General features: G+C 70.4%; 24 protein-coding genes. 11 read left to right on the top strand and 13 right to left on the bottom strand.

Annotated elements, in window-relative coordinates:
* Positions 1-48: 48 nt before the first annotated feature.
* Complete coding sequence (locus tag ACESM1_RS14975; RefSeq protein WP_372621320.1) at positions 49-957, top strand: helix-turn-helix transcriptional regulator; 909 nt, start codon at positions 49-51, stop codon at positions 955-957.
* A 1-nt stretch (position 958) separates the two neighbouring features.
* Here ACESM1_RS14975 and ACESM1_RS14970 read toward each other — a convergent pair whose 3' ends face one another.
* From ACESM1_RS14970 to ACESM1_RS14910, 13 genes are all read right to left on the bottom strand, one after another.
* Positions 959-1411 (bottom strand): acyl-CoA thioesterase, encoded by a 453-nt coding sequence (locus ACESM1_RS14970; RefSeq protein WP_372621319.1) that lies wholly within the window; start codon positions 1409-1411, stop codon positions 959-961.
* Positions 1395-2663: a benzoyl-CoA 2,3-epoxidase subunit BoxA gene (gene boxA, locus ACESM1_RS14965; RefSeq protein WP_372621317.1), complete on the bottom strand. Its 1269-nt coding sequence runs from the start codon at positions 2661-2663 to the stop codon at positions 1395-1397. The genes ACESM1_RS14970 and boxA overlap by 17 nt, the downstream gene beginning before the upstream one ends.
* 74 nt (positions 2664-2737) lie before the next feature.
* Positions 2738-4186, bottom strand: a complete 1449-nt coding sequence (boxB, locus tag ACESM1_RS14960; RefSeq protein WP_372621315.1) for a benzoyl-CoA 2,3-epoxidase subunit BoxB — start codon at positions 4184-4186, stop codon at positions 2738-2740.
* 12 nt (positions 4187-4198) lie between these two features.
* On the bottom strand, positions 4199-5845 hold the full coding sequence (boxC, locus tag ACESM1_RS14955; protein ID WP_372621314.1) for a 2,3-epoxybenzoyl-CoA dihydrolase: 1647 nt from the start codon (positions 5843-5845) through the stop codon (positions 4199-4201).
* Positions 5846-5910: 65 nt separating this feature from the next.
* Positions 5911-6729: an alpha/beta fold hydrolase gene (locus tag ACESM1_RS14950; RefSeq protein WP_372621312.1), complete on the bottom strand. Its 819-nt coding sequence runs from the start codon at positions 6727-6729 to the stop codon at positions 5911-5913.
* A complete protein-coding gene (locus ACESM1_RS14945; protein WP_372621310.1) occupies positions 6726-8279 on the bottom strand; it encodes a benzoate-CoA ligase family protein in 1554 nt (517 codons plus the stop codon). Before ACESM1_RS14945 ends, ACESM1_RS14950 begins: the two co-directional genes overlap by 4 nt.
* A 2-nt stretch (positions 8280-8281) precedes the next feature.
* Positions 8282-8749 carry a DUF4863 family protein gene (locus ACESM1_RS14940; protein WP_372621308.1) on the bottom strand — a complete coding sequence of 156 codons (468 nt, stop codon included), beginning with the start codon at positions 8747-8749 and terminating at the stop codon, positions 8282-8284.
* Positions 8750-8753: 4 nt separating this feature from the next.
* The gene (locus tag ACESM1_RS14935) at positions 8754-9518 is read right to left on the bottom strand and encodes an ABC transporter ATP-binding protein (protein ID WP_372621307.1); all 765 of its coding nucleotides are present in this window, start codon (positions 9516-9518) and stop codon (positions 8754-8756) included.
* Entirely contained in the window at positions 9515-10258 is a 744-nt protein-coding gene (locus ACESM1_RS14930; RefSeq protein WP_372621305.1) for an ABC transporter ATP-binding protein, read from the bottom strand. The genes ACESM1_RS14935 and ACESM1_RS14930 overlap by 4 nt, the downstream gene beginning before the upstream one ends.
* Positions 10255-11226 carry a branched-chain amino acid ABC transporter permease gene (locus ACESM1_RS14925; RefSeq protein ID WP_372621303.1) on the bottom strand — a complete coding sequence of 324 codons (972 nt, stop codon included), beginning with the start codon at positions 11224-11226 and terminating at the stop codon, positions 10255-10257. Before ACESM1_RS14925 ends, ACESM1_RS14930 begins: the two co-directional genes overlap by 4 nt.
* A gap of 4 nt (positions 11227-11230) precedes the next feature.
* Positions 11231-12100: a branched-chain amino acid ABC transporter permease gene (locus ACESM1_RS14920; protein ID WP_372621301.1), complete on the bottom strand. Its 870-nt coding sequence runs from the start codon at positions 12098-12100 to the stop codon at positions 11231-11233.
* A 144-nt stretch (positions 12101-12244) separates the two neighbouring features.
* Positions 12245-13441, bottom strand: a complete 1197-nt coding sequence (locus ACESM1_RS14915) for an ABC transporter substrate-binding protein (protein ID WP_372621299.1) — start codon at positions 13439-13441, stop codon at positions 12245-12247.
* Positions 13442-13584: 143 nt separating this feature from the next.
* Positions 13585-14595, bottom strand: a complete 1011-nt coding sequence (locus tag ACESM1_RS14910) for an aldo/keto reductase (protein WP_372621297.1) — start codon at positions 14593-14595, stop codon at positions 13585-13587.
* A 153-nt stretch (positions 14596-14748) separates the two neighbouring features.
* Here ACESM1_RS14910 and ACESM1_RS14905 point away from each other — a divergent pair, with 153 nt between their 5' ends.
* From ACESM1_RS14905 to ACESM1_RS14860, 10 genes are all read left to right on the top strand, one after another.
* Positions 14749-15750, top strand: a complete 1002-nt coding sequence (locus ACESM1_RS14905) for a Bug family tripartite tricarboxylate transporter substrate binding protein (RefSeq protein ID WP_372621295.1) — start codon at positions 14749-14751, stop codon at positions 15748-15750.
* A 121-nt stretch (positions 15751-15871) separates the two neighbouring features.
* Positions 15872-16162 (top strand): acyl carrier protein, encoded by a 291-nt coding sequence (locus ACESM1_RS14900; protein ID WP_372621294.1) that lies wholly within the window; start codon positions 15872-15874, stop codon positions 16160-16162.
* A 31-nt stretch (positions 16163-16193) separates the two neighbouring features.
* Positions 16194-16649 (top strand): 3-hydroxyacyl-ACP dehydratase FabZ family protein, encoded by a 456-nt coding sequence (locus tag ACESM1_RS14895; protein WP_372621292.1) that lies wholly within the window; start codon positions 16194-16196, stop codon positions 16647-16649.
* 3 nt (positions 16650-16652) lie between these two features.
* Positions 16653-17855, top strand: a complete 1203-nt coding sequence (locus ACESM1_RS14890) for a beta-ketoacyl-ACP synthase (protein ID WP_372621291.1) — start codon at positions 16653-16655, stop codon at positions 17853-17855.
* Positions 17852-19120, top strand: coding sequence for a beta-ketoacyl-ACP synthase (locus ACESM1_RS14885; protein WP_372621289.1), 1269 nt, complete (start codon positions 17852-17854; stop codon positions 19118-19120). The genes ACESM1_RS14890 and ACESM1_RS14885 overlap by 4 nt, the downstream gene beginning before the upstream one ends.
* Positions 19120-20142 (top strand): zinc-binding dehydrogenase, encoded by a 1023-nt coding sequence (locus ACESM1_RS14880; RefSeq protein WP_372621288.1) that lies wholly within the window; start codon positions 19120-19122, stop codon positions 20140-20142. The genes ACESM1_RS14885 and ACESM1_RS14880 overlap by 1 nt, the downstream gene beginning before the upstream one ends.
* Before the next feature lie 169 nt (positions 20143-20311).
* Positions 20312-21214: a lipid A biosynthesis lauroyl acyltransferase gene (locus ACESM1_RS14875; protein WP_372621286.1), complete on the top strand. Its 903-nt coding sequence runs from the start codon at positions 20312-20314 to the stop codon at positions 21212-21214.
* A 79-nt stretch (positions 21215-21293) separates the two neighbouring features.
* On the top strand, positions 21294-21917 hold the full coding sequence (locus ACESM1_RS14870; RefSeq protein ID WP_372621284.1) for a glutathione S-transferase family protein: 624 nt from the start codon (positions 21294-21296) through the stop codon (positions 21915-21917).
* Complete coding sequence (locus ACESM1_RS14865; RefSeq protein WP_372621282.1) at positions 21914-22573, top strand: glutathione S-transferase family protein; 660 nt, start codon at positions 21914-21916, stop codon at positions 22571-22573. The genes ACESM1_RS14870 and ACESM1_RS14865 overlap by 4 nt, the downstream gene beginning before the upstream one ends.
* The gene (locus ACESM1_RS14860) at positions 22573-23151 is read left to right on the top strand and encodes a histidine phosphatase family protein (protein ID WP_372621280.1); all 579 of its coding nucleotides are present in this window, start codon (positions 22573-22575) and stop codon (positions 23149-23151) included. The genes ACESM1_RS14865 and ACESM1_RS14860 overlap by 1 nt, the downstream gene beginning before the upstream one ends.
* The last annotated feature ends 31 nt before the right edge of the window (positions 23152-23182 follow it).

Raw genomic sequence — 23182 nt, 5'->3', positions numbered from 1 at the left:
CACGCGCGGTCTGCCGTTGCGGCGCGAACCGGTGTAGGCTGGGCGCCGATGAGCAGCGGCGCCCATTTCCCGCACGCCCCCGAACGCGGCAACGGGGACCCCGACGACGACGCCTTCCTGCATGCCGTCGGCGCCAGGCTGCGCACCCTTCGCGCGCGCCGCGGCGTGACCAGGCGCGAGCTCTCCCGCCTCTCGCGCGTGTCGGAGCGCTACATCGCGCAGCTGGAGGCCGGCACAGGCAATGTCTCGATCCTGCTGCTGCGACGCATTGCCCGCGCGCTCGGCGTCGGCGCCGAGGAGCTGACTGCAGGGCGGCCGGAACGCACGGCCGAACGCCTGCTGTTGGACCAACTCGTCGCACAGCTGCCGGATGCACGCCTCGCCGAAGCGCGGGAATTGCTGCAACGCCATTTCGGCCGTCGCGAAGCCCGCACCCGCGCGCGCCGCCTGGCGCTGGTCGGGCTTCGCGGCGCGGGCAAATCCACGCTCGGAAGGCTGCTGGCGGAGCGCCTCGGCATCCGCTTCGTGGAACTGGATCGCGAGGTGGAGCGCGAAGGCCGGATGGAGCTGTCGGACATCTTCGCGATCCACGGCCAGGACGGCTTCCGCCGCCTGGAACGCGCCGCGCTGGAACGGCTGGTGCGGGAGGAAACGCCCGCAGTGATCGCCGCCGGCGGCGGCATCGTCGCGGAGCCGGCGACCTTCGGCCTGCTGCTCGACACCTGCGTGACGATCTGGCTGCGCGCGAGGCCGGAGGAGCACATGCAGCGCGTGATCGAGCAGGGCGACACCCGCCCGATGCGCGACAACCGGCGCGCCATGGAGGATCTGCGCGCGATCCTCGAAAGCCGCGAATCGCTCTACGCGCGGGCGGATTTCACGGTGGACACCTCGGGCCGCACGGTGGAGCAGACATTGGCGGCGCTGCTGGCGCTGCCGGCGCTGGCGCCCGCGTGAGTCAGGCCAGGGCGAAGGCGGCGTCCGCCTCCAGCAGCGCACGGAACTGCGGCGGCACCTGGATCGGCTTCATCTGCGGTCCGGTGACGTCCACGAAGGCGCAGACCAGCCGGCCTTCGTAGCAGAGCCGTTCGCCGACGCGCCCGGCGACCGCGAAGCTCAGCGAGGAACCGCCGAGGCGGGACAGGCGGACCTCCGTCTCCAGCGTGTCGCGCGGGGTCAGCGGGCTGCGGAAGTCGAGCTCGACATGCACGAAGGGCGTGCCGACGCCGTGGTCGAGGTTGAATTCGTAGAAGCTGGCGCCGAGACGGTCGGTGAAGAATGCCTCGATGGCGTCCATCGCGAAGTCCAGGTAGCGCGCGGTGTAGACGATGCGCGCGGGATCGCTCTCGCCCCAGCGGATGCGGCGGGTGTGGATGAAGGGGTAGGCCTTGCCTTCAGTAGGTCTCGACATGGAACCTGCCCTGCTCCCGCATCTCGGCGCGGAGCGACGGCCAGTCGAAGCCATGCGCCGCGCCGATCTCCTCCAGCGCAGCATCCACGCCCGCTTCCAGCCCACGCAGGCCGCAGACATAGATGTGGGTGCGCGGCTTGGCCAGCAGGGCGGCGAGTTCCGCAGGGCGCGCACGCATCCGGTCCTGCACGTATTCCTTCGGACGGTCCGGCAGGCGGCTGAACACCAGCTCCTGCGCCAGCACGGCAGGCGGAACCTTCTGGAGCGGGCCGAAATAGGGCAGCTCCTCCGGTGTGCGCGCGCCGAAATAGAGGTGAAGCTTGCCGCCGGCGGACGCTGTTCCCCCTTGGGCAAGACGTCGCCGCCGTTCCGTAAAGGCGCGGAAGGGCGCGGAGCCGGTTCCGGTGCAGATCATGATCACGTCCGCTTCCGGCTCTTCCGGCAGCAGGAAAGTGGTGCCGAAGGGACCAATCACGCCGAGCGTGTCGCCGACCTTCAGGTCGCAGAGCCAGTTCGACGCGACGCCGTGGAACACGCTGCCATCCGAGCGCGGCTCCGCCACGCGCTTGACGGTCAGCGCCAGGTTATTGGCACCGGGCTTCTCGCCGTCGCGCGCGCTGGCGACGGAGTAGAGGCGCATCGCGTGCGGGCGGCCATTCGCGTCGGCGCCGGGTGGCACCACGCCGATACTCTGCCCCTCCAGCACCGGGAAGGGCACCGCACCGAAGTCAAGGATGATGTGATGCACGTCGGAACTGGTGCCGGATTTCGTCACGCGGATATTGCCGGTGACCTTCGCGGTCGCGGGGGACGCACGATTGAACAGATTGACCTTCGGCTTCGCCGCAGTGCTCGGCGCGCGCGCCTTGCCGCCCGCGCCGCGATGCGCCTCCTCCAGCAGCGCCGCGGCTTCGGCATCCAGCGCATCCGATGCGTCGCCGGCCGCAGGCTGCGGCGGGCGCGGCGGCAGTTCCTGCCAGGAGAACTGCTCTTCCAGGCTGAAGGCGGCGGGCACGACAAACCAGTTGTCGATCGCGCCGGTCGGACAGGGCGAGATGCAGTCGCCGCAGGCGTTGCACGTGCCGGGATCCACGACGTAGTTGTTCTCGTCGTGCGTGATCGCCCCGATCGGGCAGGTCGCCTCGCAGGTGTTGCAGCGGATGCAGATCTCGGGGTCGATCAGGTGCTGCTTGGTCGTGCCTTCGGCACGCGGGGCTGTCATGCCGCCCTCCTTCTGCTGCATCCCGTCCATGTGCGTCTCCCGGCGCTAAGGCTCCCTCCCCCGGTGTCGCAGGGGAGGGTCGGGGTAGGGGCAATCCGCCGGCGCTACTCGTGCAGCTTCACGTATTCGAAGTGGCCCGGCTTGTTGTCGATGCCAACCTTGGGTGCCGCGATCCAGCCGGCATAGGCGCCGGCCGCATCCACCGGCTGCATCAGCGAGGTGATGAACAGGTCGTCCTCATGCGAGGGCAGCCAGGCATCGCGCTTCGCAGCCCAGCTTCCGGCATCCAGGACACGGCCGTCCGGATCGGCATGCACCTTGTTGAACTCGCCGATCTTCCGGTTGAAGGCGACGTTCGGCAGCGTCAGGCGGAAGTTGATGCCTGCTTTCTCGATCGCCTTGTTCCAGCGCCCGACCCCGGCGTTGCAATCCACCACATAGTCGTCGCGCAGCCGCATGTTCAGTGCCGAGAGCGCCGGCACCTCCTCCTTCACGATGCTCCCGTCCACACAGCGCAGGACGGGATAGGTGCTGTCGAGCAGACGGTGGTCGTCCTCCAGCTTGTCCTCGCGGTAGCGTCCCTTGAGGCCGGCATTGTAGGCGTTTGCCGCATTGGTGCTCACCTCGCTGCCGAACAGGTCGAGCGTCAGCGAGAAATGCAGATTGGCCTTCTTCTGGACCGTCGGCAGGTCGATGACGCCGAGGGCGCGGATCCGCTCGACGTCGTGCGGATCCTCGATGCCGTTCTCCTTCATCGCCTGGCAGGTGCGCTCGATCACCCGCTGCACGCCCGTCTCGCCGACGAACATGTGGTGGGCTTCCTCGGTCAGCATGAAGCGGCAGGTGCGGCTCAGCGGGTCGAAGCCGGACTGCGCCAGCGCCTCCAGCTGCATCTTGCCGTCACGGTCGGTGAAGAAGGTGAACATGAAGAAGGAGAGCCAGTCCGGCGTCGCCTCGTTGAAGGCGCCGAGCATGCGCGGCGTGTCCTGGTGGCCGGAGCGGCGGCGCAGCAACTCCTCCGCCTCCTCGCGCCCGTCCTTCCCGAAGTATTTCTGCAGCAGGTAGACCATGGCCCAGAGGTGGCGGCCTTCCTCCACGTTCACCTGGAACAGGTTGCGCATGTCGTAGAGCGAGGGCGCGGTCTTGCCGAGGTGACGCTGCTGCTCGACCGACGCGGGTTCCGTATCACCTTGGATAACGAGAAGACGGCGCAGCATGGCGCGGTATTCGCCGGGCACGTCCTGCCAGACGGGCTCGCCCTTGTGCTGGCCGAAGCCGATCTTCCGGTCCGGCACGGCGGGCGCGAGCAGGATGCCCCATTTGTATTCAGGCATCTTCACATAGTCGAACTTGGCCCAGCCCTTCGGGTCCACGCTGATCGCCGTGCGCAGATAGACCAGGGACTCCTGAAAGCCTTCCGGCCCCATGTCCTTCCACCAGTCGATGTAGCCGGGGTGCCAGGTCTCCAGCGCCTTGCGCACGCGCGCATCGGCGTTGAGGTCCACGTTGTTCGGGATCAGGCCGTCATAGTTGACGTTCATGCCATCGGGCATCGGTGCTTCTCCCTAGACTCGTTGCTTGTCGTATGTCGGCTGCACGCCGCTGCCGTAGAGCTTCAAGGCGCCATGCTCGCCCACCGCGTTGGGCCGCTGGAAAATCCAGTTCTGCCAGGCGGTGAGGCGGCCGAAGATGCGGGTCTCCATCGTCTCCGGCCCGACGAAGCGGAGATTGGCTTCCATCCCCGTCAGCGCGTCGGGCGAGAAGCTGGCGCGTTCCTCGAACATCATGCGCACCTCGTCGTCCCAATCCACCTCGTCATAGGTGAGGGTAACGAGGCCCAGCTCCTCGGCACGCTCGGCGTCCAGCGCTTCGCCAGTCGCGGCCTGCGCGTGCTGCACGCTTTCCGGCTCGCCCCAGAAACGTGCCTGCAGGCGCGTCAGGCCGTTGCCCATGGGGTAGGCGCCGAAGTTCATCGTGGAGAGCGTCAGCGCCGCCGGCGGGCGGTTGTCGCCCGCGCGCGTGCCCGACAGCATCACGGAGCGGTCGGCGGCGAAGGCGAGCTCCGACAGCGTGCCGGCGAAGCAGCTACCAGGCTCGATCAACGCAACCAGGCTGCGCGAGGTGAGGTCCACGCGCTTCAGCACGCGCTTGAGGAAATGCTGCACCTCGCGGATGAACCAGTCATCCTTGTGTGCTTCGAGGAAAGCGTCGTGCGCCAGCACCTGCGCCGCGTCGCCCTCGGTGCGGAACACCAGCAGGCCGAGATCGGGCTCGTTGCCGCGAAGATGCAGTAGCGCGTCGTCCAGTTCCCGTGCCATCCGCAGCGGCCAGAAGCCGGCATCCTTCGCCGCGTCGAGGGTCGCCGGCGGCTCGCCCTCCGGTCCCATCACCGTGACGGTGGCGCGCCGCGCGGCGCGGTCGCACTCCACCCGCACGCGGGAGTAGATCACCGCATCGCCTTCGAAGCGGCGATCGAGCGGCGTCAGCGCCACCCCTTTCGCATCCTTCGGCCGGTCGGTCTTCGCCGCGAACTCCGCCGCACGCGCATTCACACGCTCCGCCCAGGCGGAGGGCGGCACCACCTCGTCCACTAGGCGCCAATCCACGGCGCGCTTTCCGCGCACGCCTTCCTCGACCGAGCAGAATACATCCGCCAGGTCGCGCCGCACCTTGCGCTTGTCGGTGACACGCGTGAGGCCGCCGGTGCCCGGCAGCACGGCCAGCAAAGGTGTCTCCGGCAGCGCGACCGAGGAACGCCTGTCGTCGATGAGCATCACATGATCGGCCGCAATCGCCAGCTCATAGCCGCCGCCGGCACAGGCGCCGTTCACCGCGGCGATGTAGAACTGTCCGCTGTTCCAGGTCGCGTCCTCGATCGCGCAGCGCGTTTCGTTGGTGAACTTGCAGAAATTCACCTTGTGGCCGTGCGTCGCCTTGCCGAGCATGCGGATGTTCGCACCGGCGCAGAACACGTTCTCCTTGCCGGAGCGGATCACCACCGCACCGACTTCCGGATGCTCGAAGCGCAGGCGCTGGATGGCGTCATGCAGTTCGATGTCCACCCCGAGATCGTAGGAGTTGAGCTTCAGCTCCACCCCTTCGAACAGGCTGCCGGCAGCATCCACGTCCATGACAAGGTTCGCAACGGGCCCGTCCAGCTCCAGCCGCCAGTGGCGCCAGCGGGACGGGTCCGTCTGGAAGTCGATGCGCATGCGTTTCCCTCGCCCTCCGGATGCACAATAATGCAGATCGTGACCTTATGGCAAGGTCTTATGCATTATTTTTCCTGTTTCGGCATAACGGGTTCGTGGTCCCGGAAGATGCGCCCGGCGAAATCCGCCATCGCGTCCAGCGTCGGGCCGGGCGCTTCCAGATGCGGGGAATGGCCGATGCCTGGCAGCACCAGGCTGTCCACCGGGCAGTAGCTTTCACGTTCGATGATGCGCAGGTGCTCGAGCGTGCCATAGGGGTCGGCCTCGCCCTGGACCACCAGGATCGGCACGCGCACATGCGCGATCTCCGGCTGCAGTTCCAGCGCCGAGGCGAAGCCCGGGTCCAGCCAGGCGCCGTTCCAGCCGAGGAACGCGGCATCCGGAGCGCGGTGGTATTTCGCCATGCGGGCACGCAGGTCGGTGGTGTTCCAGCGGTCGCGCGCGCGTTCGATCTCGCTGATGCAAAAGGGTTCCACCATCACATGCGGCGCGAGCAGCGCGATGCCGCGCATGCGCGGGTCCTGGAAGGAGCCGGCGTAGATCAGCGCGATGGAGGCGCCATCGGAATGCCCGACCAGCACGCAGTGCCGGATCCCCGCCGCGTCCAACACGCGGCCGAGCAGGTGCTGCGCTTCGTCCTGCATATAGGTCAGCGGCCGCGGCAGCTTCACGCTGTCGGACTGGCCATAGCCGAAGCGCGAATAGGCAAACACACCGAAGCCCGTCGCCTCTGCCAGCTTCGCGGGAAAGTCGCGCCAGAGCGCGACGCTGCCCAGGCCTTCATGCAGCAGCACGAGAGAGGGCGCCTCCTCCGGCCCCGAGCCCCACCAGGCCGCCTCGATCCGGCGCCCGTCCAGCGCGAAGGAGGCGTCCCGCGGCGTCATCCCTGCGCCTCCAGCTGCGCACGCAGCTTGAAGCGCTGGATCTTGCCGGTCGCGGTCTTGGGCAGATCCTCCACCGCCTCGATCCAGCGCGGATATTTCCACGGGCCCGCGGTGTCCTTCACATGCGCCTGCAAGGTCTCGGTCGGCGCCGACATGCCGGGCTTGAACACCACGAAGGCCATCGGCTTCACCAGCCCATCCGCATCCTCGCGACCCACCACCGCGGCTTCCTGCACGGCGGGGTGGGAGGCGAGCGCGGCTTCCACCTCGAAGGGGCTGACCCAGATGCCGCTGACCTTGAACATGTCGTCGGCACGGCCCTGGTAGCGGTAGAAGCCCTCCGCATCGCGCAGGTATTTGTCGCCGGTGCGCGTCCACTCGCCGGCGAAGGTGCGGCGGCTTTTCGCGCGCTGGTTCCAGTAGCCTTCCGCTGCGCTCGGCCCGTTGACCAGCAACTCGCCGGTCTCGCCATCGGCCAGGTCGCGGTCGTGCTCGTCCACGATGCGCAGCGCATAGCCCGGCACCGCCACACCCGAGCTGCCGTAGCGGATCTGGTCAGGGCGGTTGGAGACGAAGATGTGCAGCATCTCGGTGCTGCCGATACCGTCCAGGATGTCCGTGCCGACCGTCTCGCGCCAGCGCAGGCCGACATGCTCGGGCAGCGCCTCGCCCGCAGACACGCAATGCCGCAGCCGGTCGGAGCCGGCGCCACGCGCCAGTGCAGGGTTGGACAGCATCGCCGCGTAGAGCGTCGGCACGGCGAAGAACAGGGTGGGGCGGTGCCGCGCCATCACGGCGAGCACGCTGTCGGGCGTCGGGCGGTCCGGCAGCAGGGCGGCGGCGGCGCCGACATGCATCGGGAAGGTCATCGCATTGCCGAGCCCATAGGCGAAGAACAGCTTCGCCGCGGAATAGCACACATCGTCGCGCGCGATGCCGAGCACCTGGTCGGCATAGGTCTCCGCCGTGGCGCGCAGGCTGGCATGCACATGCTTCACGCCCTTGGGCGCGCCGGTGGAGCCGGAGGAGTAGAGCCAGAACGCCACCTCGTCGTCGCTGGCCGGGACCGCGCCCCGCATCGGCACTGCGGCAGCAAGGAAGGCAGGCAGATCGCGTCCGCCATCAGGCAGCTCGCCGAGCGGCTGGCCGTCCACGCCCGCCACCAGCACCAGCCTGAGCATCGGCAGCCGCGCGATGACATGGCGCAGCGCCGGAAAGAGCGGCGCCGAGATCACCATCGCCTCGGCGCGGCTGTCCTCCAGGATGTAGGCGACCTGCTCGGCAGGCAGCAGCGTGTTGATCGGCACCGGGATGATGCCGGCGCGGATCGCGCCCCAGAACACCGCGGGGAAATCCACCGTGTCGAGCATCAGCATCGCCAGCCGCCGCTCCCGCCCGATGCCGGCGGCGCCGAGCCCACCGGCCATGCGCGCGCTGGCCTCGGCCAGCTGCGCGTAGCTCAGGTCGCGATGCGGATCGGCAAAGGCGGGGGCGGCGCCGCGGCCTTCGGCGATGTGGCGGTCGAGGAACCAGGTGACGGCGTTGGCCATGCTCAGCTCCGCGTGAACTGGATCGCGCCCTGCGGCAGGAGATACAGCACGATGGCGCGCCCGCCGCTCACCGTCGGGTGATGCGCGGTCCCGGGGCCATAGACCAGCCAGCCCTCGCCCTTGCCATCGAAGGCGGCGCCCGGCGTCTCCGGCATGATCATGTCGATCTCGCCGTTCGGGTGGCTGTGGTGCGGGCCGGCAAGGCTGTCCATCAGCACCACGTCCACGCTGAAGCCCGCGGTCTCCGGCCCTGGCTTCACCGGGCGGCCGAAGCGGATGCCGCCGGCCTCGCGCTGGCAGAGCCAGCCTTCCGCGATGCCCTGCCGGCAGAGTGCCTTCAGCGCCTCGAAGGTCTCGCTGCCGGACGGGAATTTCTCTTCCAGTGTCGCCGCGAGTTGCGGCTCGACCTTCATGCCGGCGATGGCGCCGGTGATCTCGCGCACGCGCTGTCCGAAGGCGTCGAGGCTCATCGCGTCACACTCCCAGATGGCGATGCATCAATTCCGGATCGGCGCGCAGCGCCTCCGGCTTGCCGCTCCACACCAGGCTGCCCTTCACCAGGATCTCCGCGCGGTCCACGACCGAGAGTACCGCGCCGACGGTCTTGTCCACCACGATGCAGGCCAGCCCGGCCTCGCGCACGGTGCGGATGGTGCGCCAGATCTCGTCGCGCACCAGCGGCGCCAGCCCTTCGGTCGCCTCGTCGAGGATGATGAGGCGCGGGCTGGTCATCAGCGCGCGGCCGATCGCCAGCATCTGCTGCTCGCCGCCCGAGAGCTGGTCGCCGCGATTGCCGGCGCGCTGCGCGAGGCGGGGGAAGATCGCCAGCACGCGATCGAGCGGCCAGGGCGTCGTGCCATCCGCGGCCGGGCGCGCGGCAAGCTTCAGGTTCTCGATCACGGTGAGCGAGCCGAACACGCCGCGGCCCTCCGGCACCACCGCGATGCCGCGTTGCGCGCGGCGGAAGGTGGGGCTGCGGGTGACGTCCTGGCCGTCCACCAGCACCTGGCCCGCGCGTGCGGCGAGCTGGCCGAGCAGCGTGCGGATGAGCGTGGTCTTGCCCATGCCGTTGCGGCCCATCAGCCCGATCGCCTCGCCGGGCCGCACGGCGAGGTCGATGCCGCGCAGCACCAGGCCCTCGCCATAGCCGGCCTGCAGCCCGCGCGCTTCGAGGATCGGGGCCGCTCCCGCCCGATGACCGGAGGGCGAGGCCCGGAGGTCCGGATCGGCCAGGCTCATACGTCGTGCCCCAGATAGGCCTCGCGCACCGCGGCCGAGGCGCGGATCTGCGCGGGCGTGCCCTGCTCCAGCACGCGACCATCCACCATCACGGTCAACGTATCGGCCACGGCGAAGACGAAATCCATGTCGTGCTCGATCAGCAGCACCGCGTGATCCCGCGACAATTCCTTCAGCAACGCCGCGACGTGCTCGCCTTCCTCCGGCCCCATGCCGGCCAGCGGCTCGTCCAGCAGCAGCACGCGCGGCCGGGTGGCGAGCGCCATGGCGATCTCCAGCAACCGTAGCTCGCCATGGCTGAGCGTGCCGGCGATGCCCTCGGCGCGCAGGCCGACGCGGGACAAGGCGACATGCGCGGCCGCGATCGGCGCCGGCTCGCGCTGCGCTGCGCGCAGCCAGCGCGCCATGCCGAAGTCGCGCGCCTGGGCGGCGAGGCGGACATTCTCGAACACGCTCATGTCGCGCAGCACGTTGGTGCGCTGGAAGCTGCGGCCGATGCCGGCCTGCGCCAGCCGCCAGGCGGGCCAGCCGGTGACATCCGCGCCCTCCAGCATCACGCGCCCGGCGCTCGGCCGCAGCGTGCCGGAGAGCAGGTTCACCAGCGTGGACTTTCCCGCGCCGTTCGGCCCGATCACCGCGTGCAACTCGCCCACACCCAACGAGAGATGCACGTCGCCCACGGCGGTCAGCCCGCCGAAATGGCGTGTCAGCCCCTCGCATCGCAGTGCGGCGCCGCTCATTCCGCCGGCACCTCCGCGCGCTTCGGCGCCGCCGGCCGGCGCAGCCCGAGCCCCGCCAGGCCCTTCGGCAGCAGCAGCACCACCAGCAGGAAGACCAGCCCCTCCACCAGCCGCTGGCGTTCGGTCAGCAGCGTCGCGACCTCCCCGATGCCAACATAGGCGGCGGCGCCGATGAGCGGACCGTGCAGCGTGCCGATGCCGCCCAGCAGCACCATCAGCAGCGCCTCCGCCGAGCGATGCCAGCTCAGCAGTTCCGGATTCACGAAGGCCTCGATCATCGCCCACATATGGCCCGCCACGCCCGCCAGCCCGCCCGCCAGCACGAAAGCCGCCAGCTTGAGGCGCGTGGTGTCGTAGCCCAGCGCGCGCATGCGTTCCTCGTTGGCGCGGATGCCCTGCAGCGCATGGCCGAAGCTGGTGCGCATCAGCGCGACGAGCGCCGCATACATCGCGACCAGCAGACCCAGATTGAACCACAGGAGAACTTGCGGGCGCTGGCGCCGCGGCACCTCGAACACCATCCCGAACAGCTCGAAGGCCGGGCGCGTGATGAAGACGCCGTCCTTGCCGCCGCCGAGCGGCGTGTCGTGGAAAAGGAAGAACAGCATCTGCCCGAAGGCGAGCGTGACCATCAGGAAGAAGAAGCCGCGCGTGCGCAGGCTCAGCGCGCCGATCGGCAGCGCCGCGAGCGCGGCCAGCAACGCCGCCGCCGGCAGCGTCAGCAGGATCGAAAGGCCCGAGGGAAGCAGATAGACCGCATAGGCGCCGACGCCGAAGAAGCCGGCATGGCCGAGGCTCACCAGCCCGGCGCCGCCGATCAGCAATTGCAGGCTCAACGCGAACATCGCCGAGACCAGCGCCACCGAGCCGAGCTGCATGTGGTAGGCCGATGCCCACCACGGCATCGAGGCCACGGCCAGCGCCGCCAGGATCAGCAGCAGGTGCCCGCTGCGGGACGCGATGCGCATCGTCTCACGCGCCCCGCGCGAAAAGGCCGGAGGGCCGCCACAGCAGCACCGCCGCCATCAGCACATAGACGGCGAGCCCCGCGACTTCCGGCAGGTAGGCCTTGCCCAGCGTGTCCACCAGCCCGATCAGCAGCGCCGCCCAGAAGGCGCCGGCGATCGAGCCGACGCCGCCCACCACTACGACGACGAAGCAGATGATCAGGAAGCTGTCGCCCATGTTCGGATAGACCGAGTGCAACGGCGCGGCCAGGGCGCCGGCCAGCATCGCCAGCGCGGTGCCGATGGCGAAGACCACCAGATGGATGCGCCGCGCATCGAGGCCGAGCAGGTCCACCATCTCCGGCTTCTCCGCCGCCGCGCGCACCGCCGCACCAAGCTGCGTGCGCTCGATCCCGAGGAACATCACGGCCGCGACGACCAGGCACACCACCAGCACCGCCAGCCGGTAGGCGGAATAGGCGAAATCGGCCGTCACCGGCACCGAGAAGTCCAGGATCGCCGGCACCGGCACGGCGTGGAAGTCGTTGCCGAGCAGGGCGGAGCGGGCTTCCTCGAACAGCAGGATCAGCGCGAAGGTCAGCAGCACCTGGTCGAGATGCTCGCGCTTGTAGAAGCGACGGAACAGCCCGGCCTCCAGCGCCGCGCCCATGGCGATGCCGCCCAGGATCGCCAGCGGCAGCGCCAGCCACAGAGAGCCGGTCCAGCCGGCGACGACGAAGGCGAGATAGGCGCCGATCATGAACATCGAACCGTGGGCGAGATTGATCACGCCCATCACGCCGAAGATGAGCGTGAGCCCGCTGCTGATGAGGAACAGCAGCAGCCCGTATTGCAGGCCGTTCAGGACCTGCGCGAAGAGGCCGGAAAGATCCAAGCGGGGCTCATCCTGTGTCGCGCGCCATCATCGCTGCCGTCCCCGGCGCCCTGCCGCGGCCTTGCCGCGGCAGGCGGAATCGGACCGGCCAGGACCGGCGCCACTCCGAGGCTCCCAGACGCCGCGCAGCGACGTCTTGGGGAACTAGCTCATCCGGCAGCCGGTGCCCGGATCGGCCAACGCCTCGGCGGCAATGCCGATCACGCGATTCTGGCCGCCGCGGGCCTCGCGCAGGTAGATGTTCTGCACCGGGTTGTGGCTGGCCGAGAGGGTGAAGGTGCCGCGCGGGCTGTCGATGCGCGCCGTGCGGATGCCGCGGGCGAAGGCCTCCTCCGCCGTCGGATCGCCGCGCGCGGCTTCCAGCCCCGCCGCCAGCATCTGTGCCGCGTCATAGCCCTGCACCGCATAGACATCCGCGTCGCGGTTGGTCTTCTGCTTGAAGGCGGCGCGGAAGGCGGTGTTCTTCGCGTTGTCGAGGCCGTCGCCGTAATGCAGCGCGGTGCGGATGCCCTCCGCCGCGGCACCCTGCGGGCCGAGCACGCCCTCGGTCAGGAAGCCCGAGCCCGTCAGCGGGATGCGGTCCTTCAGCCCCGCCGCGGCGTATTCGCGCACGAACTGCACCGCGCCGCCGCCGGCGAAGAAGCTGCCCACGGCGTCCACGTTCAGGCCGGGGATCTGCGCCAGCAGCGGCTGGAAGTTGGTTTCCGGGAAGGGCAGCTTGAGCTCGCGCACCAGCTCGCCGCCGCCGGCCTTCAGCCCATCGGCGAAGCCCTGGCCGGATTCAGCACCCGCCGCATAGTCCCAGGTCACCCAGCAGGCACGCTTCACGCCCTGCTTGCCGAGCGCGAGCCCCATGCCATAGGCCGGCTGCCAGTTGCTGAAGGAACTGCGGAAGACGGTCGGCGAGCACAGCTCGCGCGTCGCCGCGACGTTGCCGGCGTTCGGGATGATCAGCGGCACGCCGCGCTCGCGGCTGGCTTGCACCAGCGCCATCACCACGCCGGAATGCACCGTGCCGATCAGCACCTCCGCCCGGTCGCGGCCGAGCAGGCGGTTGACGTTCTGCACCGCATTCGCCGGGTTGCTCTCGTCGTCGAGGCGGATGAGCTGCGGCGTCCGGCCGCCGAGCCGCCCGCCCTTCTCGGCGATGTAGAGCTCCACCGCCGCGGCGATGTTCTCGCCGAGTGCGGCGAAGGTGCCGGAAAAGGGCAGCATCAGCCCGACCCGCAGCGGCGCGCCCTGCGCGAGGGCAGGCCGGGCGAGCCCGGACCCGGCAAGTGCCGCGCCGGCGGCGAGGCCGGCAAGACCACGGCGGGTCACTGGCATGGCGCGATCGCGCATTCGAACGTCTCCCTCTATCCCTGTCGGCTCCCGGCGCGCTGACGGCCGGGTTCTGAACGATCTTCCCACTCTAACACGGTGGGCGCCAGAACCTGCAATATGATGCAGGTCGCCCTGCCCGACCGGCAGCATCACGCAGGCGCTCAGCCCGTGTGCGCACGCCGCCCCTCGATCGGGTAGGCCGGGTCGTTGTAGCCGGGCGTGGAGGGATGGCCGGCGGCGACCAGCCCGTCCACCAACGCCTCGTCCTCCGCGGTGAAGCGGTAGTCGAGCGCGCCGAGATACTCGGTCCATTGCTCCATGGTGCGCGGCCCGGCGATCGGGCTGGTGACCAGGCGGTTGTTGAGCACCCAGGCCAGCGCGAACTGCCCCGCCGTCAGCCCGCGCTGTTCCGCATGCGCCCGCAGGATCTGCGCGATGCGCAGGCTGTCGGGGCGGAACTCCGTCTCCATCAGGCGCTTGTCGGCGCGGCCCGCGCGGGTCTCGGGCGGCGGAGTGTCCTGGCTCGCGTATTTGCCGGTCAGCACGCCGCGCGCCAGCGGCGAATAGGGCACCACGCCCAGGCCGTAGAACTCGCAGGCCGGCAGGTGCTCGGCCTCGATCTGCCGGTTCAGCGCGTTGTAGAGCGGCTGGCTCGCGACCGGGCGGTCCACGCCCATCTCGTCGCAGAGCCGGCAGATCTCCGCGACCCGCCATGAGCGGTAGTTGGAGAGGCCGAAATGCAGGATCTTCCCCTGCCCGATCAGGTCGGCCACGGCGCGCACCGTCTCGGCCAGCGGCGTCGCATGGTCCTCCTTGTGCAGGTAGAGGATGTCGATCGCCTCGATGCCGAGCCGGCCGAGGCTTGCCTCCACCGCGTCGAAGCAGCGCCGGCGGGAGAGGCCACGGTCGTTCGGCCCGGGGCCCATCGGGTTGGCCAGCTTGGTCGCCACCACCCACCAGCTGCGCGCGGCCCGCACGATCCGGCCGGTGACCTCCTCCGAGCGTCCGTCGTTGTAGACATCGGCGGTATCGATGAAATTGACGCCGGCGTCCTTCGCGTGGCTGGCGATGCGGCTGGAGTCGGCCGCGTCGGTCGGGCCGCCGAACATCATGGTGCCGAGGCAGAGCGGCGAGACCTTCAGCCCGCTCCGCCCGAGGTTACGGTATTCCATCAGACACCCTCCCTGCTGCGCCGGGGGACAGTCTGCGCGCGAAGGGCGGGCGGGGGCAAACGACCGGCAATCCGCTTGCATCGCGTCGCGGACTCGTTCTTGCTTCCCAACCTTGCCGCTCGCGACCGGACGGCAGGACCATGGAGAACCCGCATGATTCGCCGCCGCCTTTTGCTCGCCGCGCTGCCCGCGCTGGCCGCAGCGCCGCTTTGCGCGCCAGCGCTCGCCCAAGGAACGGGCGCCCAGGCGACAGGAGGCTGGCCGAACCGGCCAATTCGCCTGGTCGTCCCCTATCCGCCGGGCGGGGCGAGCGACATCGCCGGGCGGCTGCAGGCGCTGGTGCTGTCCGAGGGGCTCGGCGTGCCCTGCGTGGTGGACAACCGCGCCGGCGCGGGCGGGACCATCGGCACCGCCCACGTCGCGCAATCGGCGCCGGATGGCTACACCATCATGATGGCGAGCCCCTCCAGCCATCTCGGCGCACCGCTGCTGTTCAAGACGCCGGGCTATGAAGGCGTGGACGACTTCACCGCCATCGCCACCTTCGCCACCGGCACCGCCATGGTCTGCGTCAACCCGCGGTTGCCGATCACCAATATCCAGGAGCTGATCGCCTACGCCAAGGCGAACCCGGGGAAGCTCAACTACGGCTCGGCGGGCGCTGGCGGCGCCAACCACATGCTCGGCGTGCTGTTCATGCAGCGCACCGGCACCGAACTGACCCATGTGCCCTATCGCGGCGCGGCGCCGGCGCTGGCGGACCTGATCGCCGGCAACATCCAGGTGGTGTTCGACAGCTTCGCCGGCGTGATCCCGGCCGTCCGCGGCGGCCAGGTGCGGGCGCTGGCGGTCACCAGCGCCGAACGCTGGCCGCTCGCCCCGGAATTCCCGACGGTGCAGGAACAGGGCGTGCCCGACTACGACCTGCCGAGCTTCTCCGCCGTGATGGGCCCGAAGGGCATTCCGGAGCCGATCGTCAACCGCATGAACGCGGTGATCAACGAGGGGCTGAAGAACCCGCAGCTGATCGAGCGCCTGGCCGCCAACGGCAATGCCCCCTACCCCTCCACGCCTGCGGAGTTTGCCACGATGATGCGGGCGCAGCGCGCCACCTGGCGGGCGCTGGTGCAGGCCACCGGCCTGCAGCCGCAATAGTCCGACCGGGGCGGGCCTGCCCGGCCCGCCCCACCGCCCGGCACGGCCGCTGGCTGGACAAGCCGGCCGGATCGCGCGAAGAGGCGCCTTCGCGCCCCGCCGCCCCCCGGAGTCCCCGCCAATGACCTCCCCGGTCTTCGACCGCATCGTCGAGATCATCGCCGAGAACAGCGACGTGGCGCCCGAGAAGATGACGCCCGATGCCCATGTCATCAACGACCTCGGGATAGACAGCCTGGACTTCCTCGACATCGTCTTCGCGATCGACAAGGAATTCGACATCAAGGTGCCGGTCGAGGCCTGGACCCAGGAAGTCAACGCCGGCAAGGCGCCGGCGGAGCAGTATTTCCTGCTCGGCAACCTGGCGAGCCGGATCGAAGAGCTGGTGGCGGCGAAGCCGGCCGGCGCCTGACCGGCGAAGGCCAGGGAGGCAGCTCGCCGCCATGCGGCTCGAATACTTCCAGATGGTGGACCGGGTGGTGAGCCTGGATGCGGAGTCCATCGCCGTCACCTGCACCGTCCCGATGGAAAGCCCGGTCTTCGAGGGTCATTTCCCCGGCCACCCGATCCTGCCCGGCGTGCTGATGGTGGAAACCATGGCGCAGACCGGTGGGTGGCTACTGATGGCGCTGAACGGCATGGCGCGCATGCCCTTCCTCTCCAAGGTGGGCGAGGCCAAGTTCCGCGGCTTCGTGACGCCGGGCGCCGAGCTCGCCGTGCGGTCGCGCCGCACCCATGACGGCTCCGGCTATGCGGTGACCGAGGCGCAGATCGAGGTCGCCGGCAAGCGCGTGGCGGATGCCGAGATCACCTACCGCCTGCTGCCTTTCCCCGATGCGGCGCTGGAACAGGCGATGCGCGCCCAGGCCGCGCGGCTGGGCCTGCCGGGACTCGCCTGAGCCATGGCCGGGAACGACATCTGGATCACCGGCATCGGCCTGGTCTCCTGCGCCGGCGAGGGGCGGGCCGCGCATCTGGCGGCGCTGGACTCCACCGCGCCACCGGCGCTCGACCAGACCAGCTTCGCGCCCTTCGCCATCCATCCCGGCCCGGCGCTGGAGCTCGACCGGCAGATCCCGAAGAAGGGCGACCAGCGCCAGATGGAGCCCTGGCAGCGCCTCGGCACCTACGCCGCGGGGCTGGCGATCGATGATGCCGGCGCGCGCGCCCTGGTCGCCGAGATGGACCTGATCGTCGCCGCCGGCGGCGGCGAGCGCGACCAGGCGCTGGACGAGGCGGTGATGGCCGCGCTCCGCCCGCTGCCGCCGGAAGCGGCCGCGGTGAAGCTGAACGAGATGCTGGCCGGCGGGCTGCGCCCGACCCTGTTCCTCGCGCAGCTCTCCAACCTGCTGGCCGGCAACATCTCCATCGTGCACGGCGTCACCGGCGCCTCCCGCACCCTGATGGGCGAGGAGCAGGCCGGCGCCGATGCGCTGCGGATCGCTGCGGCGCGGCTGGCGGAGGGCAATTCCCGCATCGCGCTGGTCGGCGGCGCCTACAACGCCGCGCGCTGGGACCTGCTGGCGCTGTATCATTCCGGCGGCCTGCTGCGGCAAGGGCCGTACCAGCCGGTCTTCTCGCGCGAGGATGCGCCGGGCGCCGTCACCGCCACCCAGGCCGCCTTCCTGGTCCTGGAGACCGCCGAAAGTGCGCGGGCACGCGGCGCGAAGGGCCTCGCCCGGCTCGGCGCCATCGCCACCGCCCAGGCACGGCGCAACGCCGCCGATCGGGGGCACGAGGCCATGGCGCAGGCCTATGCCCGGCTCGCCCCGCGCCTCCCGGAGGGCCGCCTGGCAGTGATCTCCGGCTGCACCGGCGCTGCCGTGCCGACCGTGCTGGAGCGCGAGGTCCTGGGCGGCCTGTCGCGGCCGCTCGCGGTGCGCGCCACCGGCAGCCGGATCGGCTGGGGCGTCGAGGCGACGTTCCCGGCCAATGCCGCGCTGGCCGCGCTCTGCCTGGCCGAGGGCCGCTTCCCGGCACCGATGGAGAAGCTGGAGGCACCCTTCGAGGGCACGCCACGCGACATCCTCGTCACCGGCTTCGGCGCCTGGCGTGGCGAGGCGCTGGCGCATCTCGCCGCCATCCCGGCCGGGGAGCAGCCATGAGCATGTTTCGCGACCACGCCGGCCGGCCGCTGGTGGCCATCACCGGCATCGGGCTGGTCACGCCGCTCGGCCTGGGCGTCGAGGACAATTGGGCGGCGCTGCGCGCCGGGCGTTCGGGCATCCGCCACATCACCCGCTTCCCGACCGACCATCTGCGCACCACCATTGCCGGCACGGTGGACCTGCCCGGGCTGGACAGTCCGGCCGTCACCTCCGCCGTCCGCGTCGAGCGCTACGCCACCATGGCCGCCGAGGAGGCGCTGGCGCAGGCCGGCCTGCCGCGCGGCGACTTTCCCGGCCCGCTGATGCTCGGCATGCCGCCGGTGGAAACCGAGTGGCCCTACCGTGCCGCGCTTGCCGCGAAGGTCGCACCCGCCGCGCCGCTCTACCCGGCGCTGGCCGATGCCGCGGCGAACTGGGAGGAGATGTACGAAGCCTCCGCCTTCGCCGGCGTCGGCGAGCACCTGGCCGCGCGCTTCGGCACCCGCGGCGCGCCGGTCGCCATCACCACGGCCTGCGCCACGGGTGCTTCCGCGATCCAGCTCGGTGTCGAGGCGATCCGCCGCGGCGAGGCGGAAGCGGCGCTGGCCATCGGCGCCGACGGCACGGTGCAGGCCGAGGCGCTGATCCGCTTCTCGCTGCTCTCCGCACTGTCCACCCGCAACGAGGATCCCGCCCGCGCCTCCCGCCCCTTCGACAAGACGCGCGACGGCTTCGTGATGAGCGAGGGCGCCGCCTGCCTGGTCCTGGAAAGCCTGGAACACGCCCGCGCGCGCGGCGCCAGGGTGCTCGGCATCCTGCGCGGCTGCGGCGAGAAGTCCGACAGCTTCCACCGCACGCGATCGAACCCGGATGGCGGCGCCGTCATCAAGGCAATGCGCAACGCCATCGCCGATGCCGGGCTGGAGCCTTCCGACATCTCCTATGTCAACGCGCATGGCACCGGGACGCCCGAGAACGACAAGATGGAGACGCTCGGCATGCGCACCGTCTTCGGCAACGATGCGCCGCCGATCTCCTCCAACAAGTCGATGATCGGGCACACGCTGAGCGCGGCTGGCGCGATCGAGGCGGCGTTCAGCCTGCTGGTGCTGCGCGACCAGGTGCTGCCGCCGACCATCAACCATGCGGAGCCCGACCCCGCCATCACGCTCGACGTGGTGCCGAACGTCGCGCGGGAGGCGAAGGTCAGCCACATCCTCTCCAACTCCTTCGGCTTCGGCGGGCAGAATGTGTGCCTGGTGCTGAGCGCGGAGCCCGCCTGATGCGCGCGCTGCGCCTGCACGGCGACCGCGACCTGCGGCTGGAGGACCTCGACGCCCCGCCCCCGCCCGGCCCGGGTGAGATCCAGCTGCGCGTCCGCGCCGTTGCGCTGAACCACATCGATGTCTGGGGCTGGCGCGGCATGGCCTTCGCGCAACGCCAACTGCCGCTCGTGGTCGGTGCCGAAGCCGCCGGCGAGGTGGTGGCGCTTGGCGAGGGCGTGGCCGGCTGGAAGATCGGCGACCGCGCGACCCCCTATGGCGCGCGCACCTGCGGCGTTTGCGCCGCCTGCCGCGAGGGCCGCGACAACCTCTGCGAGAACGTGCAGGGCGTCGCCGGCTTCCATGTGGACGGCTTCGCGCGCGAGGTCGCGAACTGGCCGGCGCGCACCATGGTGAAGGTGCCCGAGGGCGTCGGCTTCGAAGACGCCGCCTGCTCCGTCGTCACCGCCGGCACGGTCGAGCACATGCTGTTCGACAACGCGAAGCTGCAGCCGGGCGAGACCATCCTGATCCAGGCGGCGGGGTCGGGCATCGGCTCCTACGCCATCCGCAGCGCGAAGGCGCTGGGGTGCACGGTTATCGCCACCGCGGGCGACGACGAGAAATGCGCGAAGGCGAAGGCGCTCGGCGCCGACCATGTGGTGAACTACAGCGAAAAGAACTTCTCGAGCGTGGCGCGGCGCGTGACCGGCAAGCGCGGCGTGGACGTGGTGTTCGAGCATGTCGGCGCCGCAACCTGGGCGCCCTCGCTGCTGAGCCTGCGCATGGGCGGACGGCTGGTGACCTGCGGCAGCACCTCCGGCGTCTCGGCCGACACCAACCTGATGATGCTGTTCCAGCGCCAGCTCCACATCTTCGGCAGCTTCGGCTGCCGGATCGAGAACGTGGCGAACGGCGTGGCGAAGATGGCGCAGGGCATCCGCCCGGTGCTGGACACCGTGGTGCCGCTGGAGCGCTTCGGCGAAGGGCTGGAGCGCCTGGAGAGCCGCAAGGTGTTCGGCAAGATCATCGTGACTCTATGACATGCCCTCAGACGCGTCACGCCAAAGGCGTGCCTGCGGCACGACGCGGCCGCTCCGCGGCCCTGGCTTCGCGCAGGCCACGGGCGCGCTAGACAGGACGGGTGGTCGGTGCGCGGCGCGCATTCGCGCGCTCGGCCCGCGAAGATGCGCGGGCCGCCGGGTCTAGCCCATGCGTGAAACGCTGCAAAACATCGCCGACGAATCCCTCGCCGCCCTCGTCCGCGGCACCTTCGCGCTTGTCCGCGCGCTCGGTCCCGATCGCGCCTCGAATCTCGGCGGCTTCGGCGCGCGGCTGCTCGGCCCGCTGACCTCGGCAAACCGGATCGCGCGCGAGAACATCGCCCTCGCCTTCCCGGAGAAGTCCGCCGCCGAACGCGCCGCCATCCTGCGCGCGTCCTGGGACAATCTCGGCCGCACCGCGAGCGAATACGTCCATCTCGGCGCGCTCTGGGACCACGACCCGGAGCAGTTCGACGCCGGCCGCATCAGCATCCCGCCCGACAGCGCCGAGCGCTTCCTCCGCCTGCGCGATGATGGCAAGCCGGCGCTGTTCTTCGCCGCGCACCTGGCGAACTGGGAACTGCCGGCGGTCGCCGCCCGGCGGCACGGCCTGCCCTCGGCCGCGCTCTACCGCACGCCCAACAACCGGGCCATCGCACGCGACGTGCTGCGCATGCGCCGCGACGTGATGGGCGAGCTGATCCCCGCCGGCATCTCCGCGCCGATCCGCATGATGGAGGCGCTGGATGCCGGGCTGCATCTCGGCATGCTGGTGGACCAGCGCTTCGGCCGCGGGCCGCAGATCCGCTTCTTCGGCCGCACCGCCAGCGCCAACCCGCTGCTCGCGCGCCTTGCGCGGCGCTTCGACTGCCCGGTGCACGGCACCCGCGCCATCCGCCTGCCCGGCAACCGCTTCCGCCTGGAGCTGACCGAGGCGATCGAGCTGCCGCGCGACGCACGCGGCCAGGTGGATGTGCAGCAGGCGACCCAGGCGATCAACGACATCATCGAAGAGTGGATCCGCGAACATCCGGGCCAATGGCTCTGGCAGCACCGCCGCTGGCGGACGTAGCGCGCGGCCCCGTGCGCGGGGGGCTGGCGAGCCGGCGGCCGCCCGCCCTACAAGGGCGCCACCGAAATGGAGGAACACCGTGAAGCTCTACTACTCGCCTGGCGCATGCTCGATCGGCATCCACGTGATCCTGGAAGAGATCGGCAAGCCCTATGAGCTCTCTTTCGTGGCCCTGAAGGAGGGCGCGCAGCACAAGCCGGAATATCTGGCTGTGAACCCGAAATCGAAGGTGCCGGCACTCGACCGCGGCGACGGCAAGGTGCTGACCGAGTTCCCCGTGATCGCCTTCTGGCTCGGCAAGTCGAACCCCGAGGCGAAGCTGCTGCCGACCGATCCCGAGGGCGAGACCCGCTGCCTCGAGATGATGGACTACGTCTGCGGCACGGTGCATCCGCATGGCTTCACCCGCCAGTTCCGGCCGGCGAACTTCACCTTCAGCGAGGCGGACCACCCGAAGTCGGTGGAGCTCGGCAAGCAGAACGCCGCCAAGTATTTCGACACCATCGAGAAGAACTGGACCGGCGGCACCTGGGTGCTGCCTTCGGGCTACTCGGTGGCGGATGCGGCGCTGTTCTTCGTGGAATACTGGGCGACCCGCCGCTCCGGCATGACGCTGCCGCCGCATCTCGACGCGCACCTCAAGGCGATGCTGGCCCGGCCGGCGGTGCAGCGGACGCTGACGCAGGAAGGCCTGGCCCTGTGACCGAGGCGCAGCCGGCGGGCGGGCCGGTTCTCTGGACCTCCACCTTCACCTCCGGGACGCTGGCCCACCAGGTGGCGGCGGTCTCCGGCCTGCCCTTCGAGCTGCGCTTCATCTCGCTGCGCGCCGGTGACCACAAGAAGCCCGGCTACCTCGCCCTCAATCCGAAGGGCGAGGTCCCGGCGCTGCAACTGCCCGATGGCACCGTCGTCACCGAGCTGCCCGCCATCATCCAGTGGTTCGCCGAGGCCGCCCCCGGCTCCGGCCTGCTGCCGCAGCAGCCGGCGCTCCGCATAAAGGCGTTGGAATGGATCGCCTGGTGCCACTGGTGCATGGGCCGCCACTTCAACCCGGCCTTCGCGCCGCTGCGCTTCGCAGGCGACGACGAGCAGGCCGCCACCGCGGTCCGCACCGCCGCGCTCAAGCGGGTCCGCGCCGCACTCGACCTCGCCGAGGCGACGCTCGCGGCCAAGGGCGGCACGCTGCTCGGCACCGCCCAGCCCGGCGCGGCGGACATCTTCCTCGCCTCGCTTGGCGGTTTCGCGGGGTTCCTGAAGCTCGACATCTCGGACCTGCCGGGCATCGGCGCGCTGATGCGGCGGGTGGCCGCGATGCCCGCGGTCGCCGCGGCGCTCGCACGCGAAAAGGCACAGGGCTGATGACGACACTGACCCGCGCCCCCTTCTGGTTCCTCCGCCATGGCGAGACGGACTGGAACGCGCAGGGCCTTTCCCAGGGCCGCACCGACATCCCGCTCAACAAGGTGGGGCTGATGCAGGCCGAGCGCGCCGCGCTGACGCTGCGCGCCAGCCGCATTGCCACCATCGTCGCCTCCCCGCTGATCCGCGCGCGGCGCACGGCAGAGATCGTGGCCGAGCCGCTCGGCCTGCCGGTGGCCCTCGACCCCGATCTGGCCGAGGTGAATTTCGGCGACCAGGAAGGCCAGCCGATGGGCGATTGGTATGACGACTGGATCGCCGGCACCTTCACTCCCGCCAATGGCGAGACCTTCCAGGACTTGCTGGAACGCACCGTGCGGGCCGTGAACCGCGCGCTGGAGCGGCCGGCGCCGGTGCTGGTGGTGGCGCATGGCGCGCTGTTCCGCGCGCTGCGGCTGGCGCTGGGCCATGAGGCGAATGTCCGCACGCCGAATGCCCTGCCCCTGCACATCACCCCCCCGCCGGAAGCCGGATCGGACGTCTGGGGCATCGCGCCGGCGGTGCTGGCCGAGGGCTGACGCGCTGGAATGGCGGCGCGTGGCGGGCCAT

Source organism: Falsiroseomonas sp. (assembly GCF_041690465.1).
Lineage (GTDB): Bacteria > Pseudomonadota > Alphaproteobacteria > Acetobacterales > Acetobacteraceae > Falsiroseomonas.
The sequence above is the reverse complement of the archived record's forward strand: the minus strand, read 5'-3'. Positions and strand labels throughout refer to the sequence as shown.

Coding starts and splice junctions, on each gene's coding strand:
- ACESM1_RS14975 (WP_372621320.1), top strand. CDS start 49: ATGAGCAGCGGCGCCCATTTCCCGCACGCCCCCGAACGCGGCAACGGG.
- ACESM1_RS14970 (WP_372621319.1), bottom strand. CDS start 1,411: ATGTCGAGACCTACTGAAGGCAAGGCCTACCCCTTCATCCACACCCGC.
- boxA (WP_372621317.1), bottom strand. CDS start 2,663: ATGGACGGGATGCAGCAGAAGGAGGGCGGCATGACAGCCCCGCGTGCC.
- boxB (WP_372621315.1), bottom strand. CDS start 4,186: ATGCCCGATGGCATGAACGTCAACTATGACGGCCTGATCCCGAACAAC.
- boxC (WP_372621314.1), bottom strand. CDS start 5,845: ATGCGCATCGACTTCCAGACGGACCCGTCCCGCTGGCGCCACTGGCGG.
- ACESM1_RS14950 (WP_372621312.1), bottom strand. CDS start 6,729: ATGACGCCGCGGGACGCCTCCTTCGCGCTGGACGGGCGCCGGATCGAG.
- ACESM1_RS14945 (WP_372621310.1), bottom strand. CDS start 8,279: ATGGCCAACGCCGTCACCTGGTTCCTCGACCGCCACATCGCCGAAGGC.
- ACESM1_RS14940 (WP_372621308.1), bottom strand. CDS start 8,749: ATGAGCCTCGACGCCTTCGGACAGCGCGTGCGCGAGATCACCGGCGCC.
- ACESM1_RS14935 (WP_372621307.1), bottom strand. CDS start 9,518: ATGAGCCTGGCCGATCCGGACCTCCGGGCCTCGCCCTCCGGTCATCGG.
- ACESM1_RS14930 (WP_372621305.1), bottom strand. CDS start 10,258: ATGAGCGGCGCCGCACTGCGATGCGAGGGGCTGACACGCCATTTCGGC.
- ACESM1_RS14925 (WP_372621303.1), bottom strand. CDS start 11,226: ATGCGCATCGCGTCCCGCAGCGGGCACCTGCTGCTGATCCTGGCGGCG.
- ACESM1_RS14915 (WP_372621299.1), bottom strand. CDS start 13,441: ATGCGCGATCGCGCCATGCCAGTGACCCGCCGTGGTCTTGCCGGCCTC.
- ACESM1_RS14910 (WP_372621297.1), bottom strand. CDS start 14,595: ATGGAATACCGTAACCTCGGGCGGAGCGGGCTGAAGGTCTCGCCGCTC.
- ACESM1_RS14905 (WP_372621295.1), top strand. CDS start 14,749: ATGATTCGCCGCCGCCTTTTGCTCGCCGCGCTGCCCGCGCTGGCCGCA.
- ACESM1_RS14900 (WP_372621294.1), top strand. CDS start 15,872: ATGACCTCCCCGGTCTTCGACCGCATCGTCGAGATCATCGCCGAGAAC.
- ACESM1_RS14895 (WP_372621292.1), top strand. CDS start 16,194: ATGCGGCTCGAATACTTCCAGATGGTGGACCGGGTGGTGAGCCTGGAT.
- ACESM1_RS14890 (WP_372621291.1), top strand. CDS start 16,653: ATGGCCGGGAACGACATCTGGATCACCGGCATCGGCCTGGTCTCCTGC.
- ACESM1_RS14885 (WP_372621289.1), top strand. CDS start 17,852: ATGAGCATGTTTCGCGACCACGCCGGCCGGCCGCTGGTGGCCATCACC.
- ACESM1_RS14880 (WP_372621288.1), top strand. CDS start 19,120: ATGCGCGCGCTGCGCCTGCACGGCGACCGCGACCTGCGGCTGGAGGAC.
- ACESM1_RS14875 (WP_372621286.1), top strand. CDS start 20,312: ATGCGTGAAACGCTGCAAAACATCGCCGACGAATCCCTCGCCGCCCTC.
- ACESM1_RS14860 (WP_372621280.1), top strand. CDS start 22,573: ATGACGACACTGACCCGCGCCCCCTTCTGGTTCCTCCGCCATGGCGAG.